This is a genomic window from Pseudomonas agronomica, from assembly GCF_025917275.1.
Taxonomy (GTDB): domain Bacteria; phylum Pseudomonadota; class Gammaproteobacteria; order Pseudomonadales; family Pseudomonadaceae; genus Aquipseudomonas; species Aquipseudomonas agronomica.
Window position 1 is genome coordinate 1 of record NZ_JAOSHO010000459.1, and the last position, 3,944, is coordinate 3,944.

General features: G+C 64.4%; 3 protein-coding genes. All 3 read right to left on the reverse strand.

The window, feature by feature from the left end:
* Positions 1–64: 64 nt before the first annotated feature.
* On the reverse strand, positions 65–1,168 hold the full coding sequence (locus tag OC610_RS22655) for an extracellular solute-binding protein (protein WP_181288723.1): 1,104 nt from the start codon (positions 1,166–1,168) through the stop codon (positions 65–67).
* A gap of 216 nt (positions 1,169–1,384) precedes the next feature.
* Entirely contained in the window at positions 1,385–2,833 is a 1,449-nt protein-coding gene (locus OC610_RS22660) for an aldehyde dehydrogenase family protein (protein WP_264430938.1), read from the reverse strand.
* A partial coding sequence (locus OC610_RS22665) for a 5-guanidino-2-oxopentanoate decarboxylase (RefSeq protein WP_264430941.1) occupies positions 2,830–3,944 on the reverse strand: 1,115 nt, incomplete at its 5' end. The genes OC610_RS22665 and OC610_RS22660, both read right to left, overlap by 4 nt.

Here is a 3,944-nt window from a genome sequence, read left to right on the forward strand (position 1 = left end):
GCCAACATCTCCATCAACTGACCCACCGCTTCCGCGAGCAAGCTCGCTCCCACACTGGGAAAATTCAGGAGGAGAAGATTTCCGTGTACCGGCGGATCCACTGGTCATGCACGGTCGCCAGGAAGGCGTTGTCGTGCATGATCGCCTTGTCGGCGATTTGCTCGGGCGTGAGGATGTAGGGGCTCTTGCGCGCTTCGGCGGAGATGATGGCCTTGGCGTTGACCGGACCGTTGAAGATGTCTTCGGCCATCTTGCCCTGCACCAGCGGGTCGAGGGAGTGGTCGATGAAGGCGTAGGCCAGGTCGGTATCGCCTGGGCGATTTTTCGGCATGACCGAGAGCATCAGGTCGGTGTAGAAACCTTCCTTCATGCCGAACGTCGCGCCAAGGCCGTAGGCCGGGTCGCGGATCTGCTTGGGGAAGAACGCCGGCGCGTACAGCCCGCCCAGGTCCAGGGAACCGGTGCGGAACAGTTCGGCGATCTGATTGGGGTTTTCCCCCAAGGTCATCACACGATCCTTGAGCTCGGCGAGCTTCTTGAACCCAGGCTCGATGTTGTGTTCGTCACCGCCGGCCAGTTTCGCGGCGATGATGATCAGGTCCATGGCCTCGGTCCAGTTCGGCGGCGGCAGGAAGATATTCGGCGCCAACTCCGCATCCCAAAGCGCGGCGTAGCTGTCCGGCGCCTGTTTCAGGGTGCGAGTGCTGTAGACCAGGCTGTTGCACCACAACAGATAACCGATGCCATGCCCGCCCGCGCCCGTGCGGTATTGCGCCGGCACATCGACCAGGTTGGGAATGCGATTGAGGTCAGGTTTTTCCAGCAACCCGGCGGCGGCCAGGCCTTCGGCGCCAACACCCGCGAGGGTGATGATGTCGTACTGTGGCCGATCGCCCCCAGCCTTGAGCTTGGCGACCATTTCCGACGTGCTGCCGGTTCGATCGGCGATGACCTTGGCCCCGGTCTTGGCCTCGAACGTCGCGGCGATGTTGCGCAGCGCCGCCAACCCGGTGTCATCGGACCAGGTCAACAGGCGCAGGGTCTTGCCGACAAACCGCGTGTCGCTGGCCCGGGCGCTGATGAAAGGCACGCTCATGGCGGCCGCCGCGACCGAAACCACACTCGCGGTCTTGATGAATTGACGTCTGTTCAGATCATGCTCGCCCATGGAGGACTCCCTTTGTTCTTCTAAGTATGAGGTGGGTAAAACCTGTTGCGCCCGCACCGTTCAACGACGGCCAAAGCCCCGTACTGCAAGGGCTTCGCCGCCGCCTGCGGCCATCCTGAGGTTGTGCAAAATCCCTGACTATCGAAAAAAACTCATTGAAGCCATGTCCGTGGCGCATGCCTTTTTTCGAGGCATGCATGACCGCAAAACGTGCTTTCAGACGGCCCGGATCACGTGCTTGATTTCCTGGAACGCCGCCAGTCCCCACGGCCCCAATTCACGACCCAGGCTGCTCTGCTTGTAACCGCCCCAAGCAGCCTGGGGAAAAATCACCTGCGGTGCGTTGATCCACACCAGCCCCGCCTGCAAGGCGTCGGCGACCTTCCCGGCCGCCTCGGCATTGCGGCTGACCACGCTGGCCACCAGGCCGAAACGGCTGTCGTTGGCCAAGGCAATCGCCTCGTCCTGACGGCTGAAACGATGCACGCACAGCACCGGCCCGAAGATCTCTTCGCACCACAGCGCACTGTCGAGGGGCACGTCGGTGAAAATCGTCGGCTGTAAAAAAAAGCCACGCGGCAAATGCTCCGGTCGCTGGCCGCCGGACAGCAGCGTTGCCCCGTCACGCACGCCGCGGTCGATGTGCCCCAGCACCCGCTGGAATTGCGCCTGGTTGACCAGCGCGCCCATCTCCACATCCGGATCGAACGGATCGGCCACACGGATAGCCTCCGCGCGCGCCTTGAGTCGTTGCAGAAATTCATCGGCCAGTTCATCAGCCACCAGCACGCGACTGGTGGCCGAACACATCTGCCCGGCATTGAAGAAACCGCCCCCGCACGCCAGTTCCACCGCCAGGTCCAGGTCGGCGTCGGCCAGCACCAGCAAGGACGATTTGCCCCCCAGTTCCAGGCTCACGCCCTTCACCGTTTCCGCCGCCCGTTGCATCACTTGCACGCCCACCGCGTTGCTGCCGGTGAAGGAAATCTTCGCCACCCGCGGGTCCGACGCCAGCGGCGCGCCAACGGCCAGGCCCGTGCCGCAGACCAGGTTGAACACGCCGTCGGGCAAGCCGCATCCGGCGATGATCGAGGCCAGTTCCAGCTCCGGCAACGGCGTGACTTCCGACGGCTTGAGCACCACGCAGCAGCCGGCCGCCAACGCCGGGGCGAGTTTCCAGGCGGTGGTGACCATCGGGAAATTCCACGGCACGATCAACCCGACCACCCCGCAAGGTTCGCGGCGAATGCGTGCGCTGAAATCATCGCTGGGCAACGCCAATGAGCTGTCCTGGCGGACGTCCAGTTCTTCGGCCAACCCGGCGTAATATTCGAACGTCGCAGCCACATCGTCGACATCGATGGCCGCTTCGAACAGCGGTTTGCCGTTGTTGCTCGATTGCAAATGCATCAGTCGCTCACGCGCATCCCGCACGCCGGCAGCGATACGGCGCAGCAACGCGCCACGCTCGGCACCCGAGGTGCTTGACCATGGGCCAAACGCCTGGGTAGCGGCCGCCGAGGCTTGATCAACGGCACGCTCGTCGCCGCCATACACAGTGGTCAGCAGCGCCTCGGTCGCCGGGTTGATCACTCGCAGCGGTTGGTCGCCCGCCAACCACTCACCGTTGATGTACAGCCCGTCTTGCGTCGTAGGGAAATTCATTTCGCCACCTGCGTCATCCAGTTCGCCTGGTCGATTTCGATGAGCGTCGGGCCCTGCCGGTCGCAGGCGGCGAGTAATGCGGCGTGCAGTTGTGCGACGCCGTCGATGGCTTCGGCGGCGCAGCCCAGGGCCTTGGCGACACCAATGAAATCCGGCGTATAGATGTCCACGCCCACCGGCTCGATGGCGCGGTTGACCATGTATTTCTTGATCTCTTCGTAGCCCTGGTTATTCCACAGCAGCACGATCACCGGCGTGCGCGCTTCCACCGCGCTGGCCAGTTCCGGCAGGGTGAACTGCAAGCCACCGTCGCCGATCAGGCACACCACGGGCGGGCGGCCGTGACCGTTGTCGACACCGCCAAGCCAGGCACCGATCGCCGCCGGCAACGCGTAGCCGAGGGTGCCGTAGCCAGTGGAGGAGTTGAACCAGCGGCGCGGGCATTCGGGATTGAAGGTGAGGTTGCCGGTGTAGACCGGCTGGGTGGAATCGCCGACGAACACCGCGTCGGGCAATGCCTGCAATACCGTGTCGAGAAACAAGGTCTGGGCGCGGGTCGGGACGTCCCATTGCTGATCGAGTTCAACCCGCAGCCGTTCGACACGAACCGTGCCCCAATTGTCGTCACGCATGCCGGGCAAGCGGCGGTTCAACGCGTCGAGCAACGCCCGGGCGGCCATTTGGGCGTCGGCCACCAGCGCCAGTCTTGGCGGGTAGTTGCGCACGGTCTGGTCGGGGTCGATGTCGATGCGCAACAACGCACCGGGAATCTCGAAGCCACCGGCGAAGGTGATGTCGTAATCGGTCTCGGCCAGTTCGGTGCCGATTGCCAACACCACGTCGGCCTCGGCCACCAGGGCACGGGTGGCGGCCAGGCTCTGGGTCGAGCCGATCAGCAGCGGATGCCGAGACGGCAACAGGCCCTTGGCATTGATGGTCAACGCCACGGGGGCGCCGAGGCGCTCGGCCAGTTCGGTCAGTTCGACCCCGGCGTCCAGCGCGCCACCACCGACCAGCAGCAACGGTCGCCGGGCCGTCGCCAGCAGGGCCGCCATCTGCTCCACGGCACTGGGCGCGGCCCCGGCACGATTGATGTTCACCGGCGCGCTGG

Bases quoted from the DNA above. Each gene is read 5' to 3' on its own strand.
- OC610_RS22655 (WP_181288723.1), bottom strand. From the start codon at position 1,168: ATGGGCGAGCATGATCTGAACAGACGTCAATTCATCAAGACCGCGAGT.
- OC610_RS22660 (WP_264430938.1), bottom strand. From the start codon at position 2,833: ATGAATTTCCCTACGACGCAAGACGGGCTGTACATCAACGGTGAGTGG.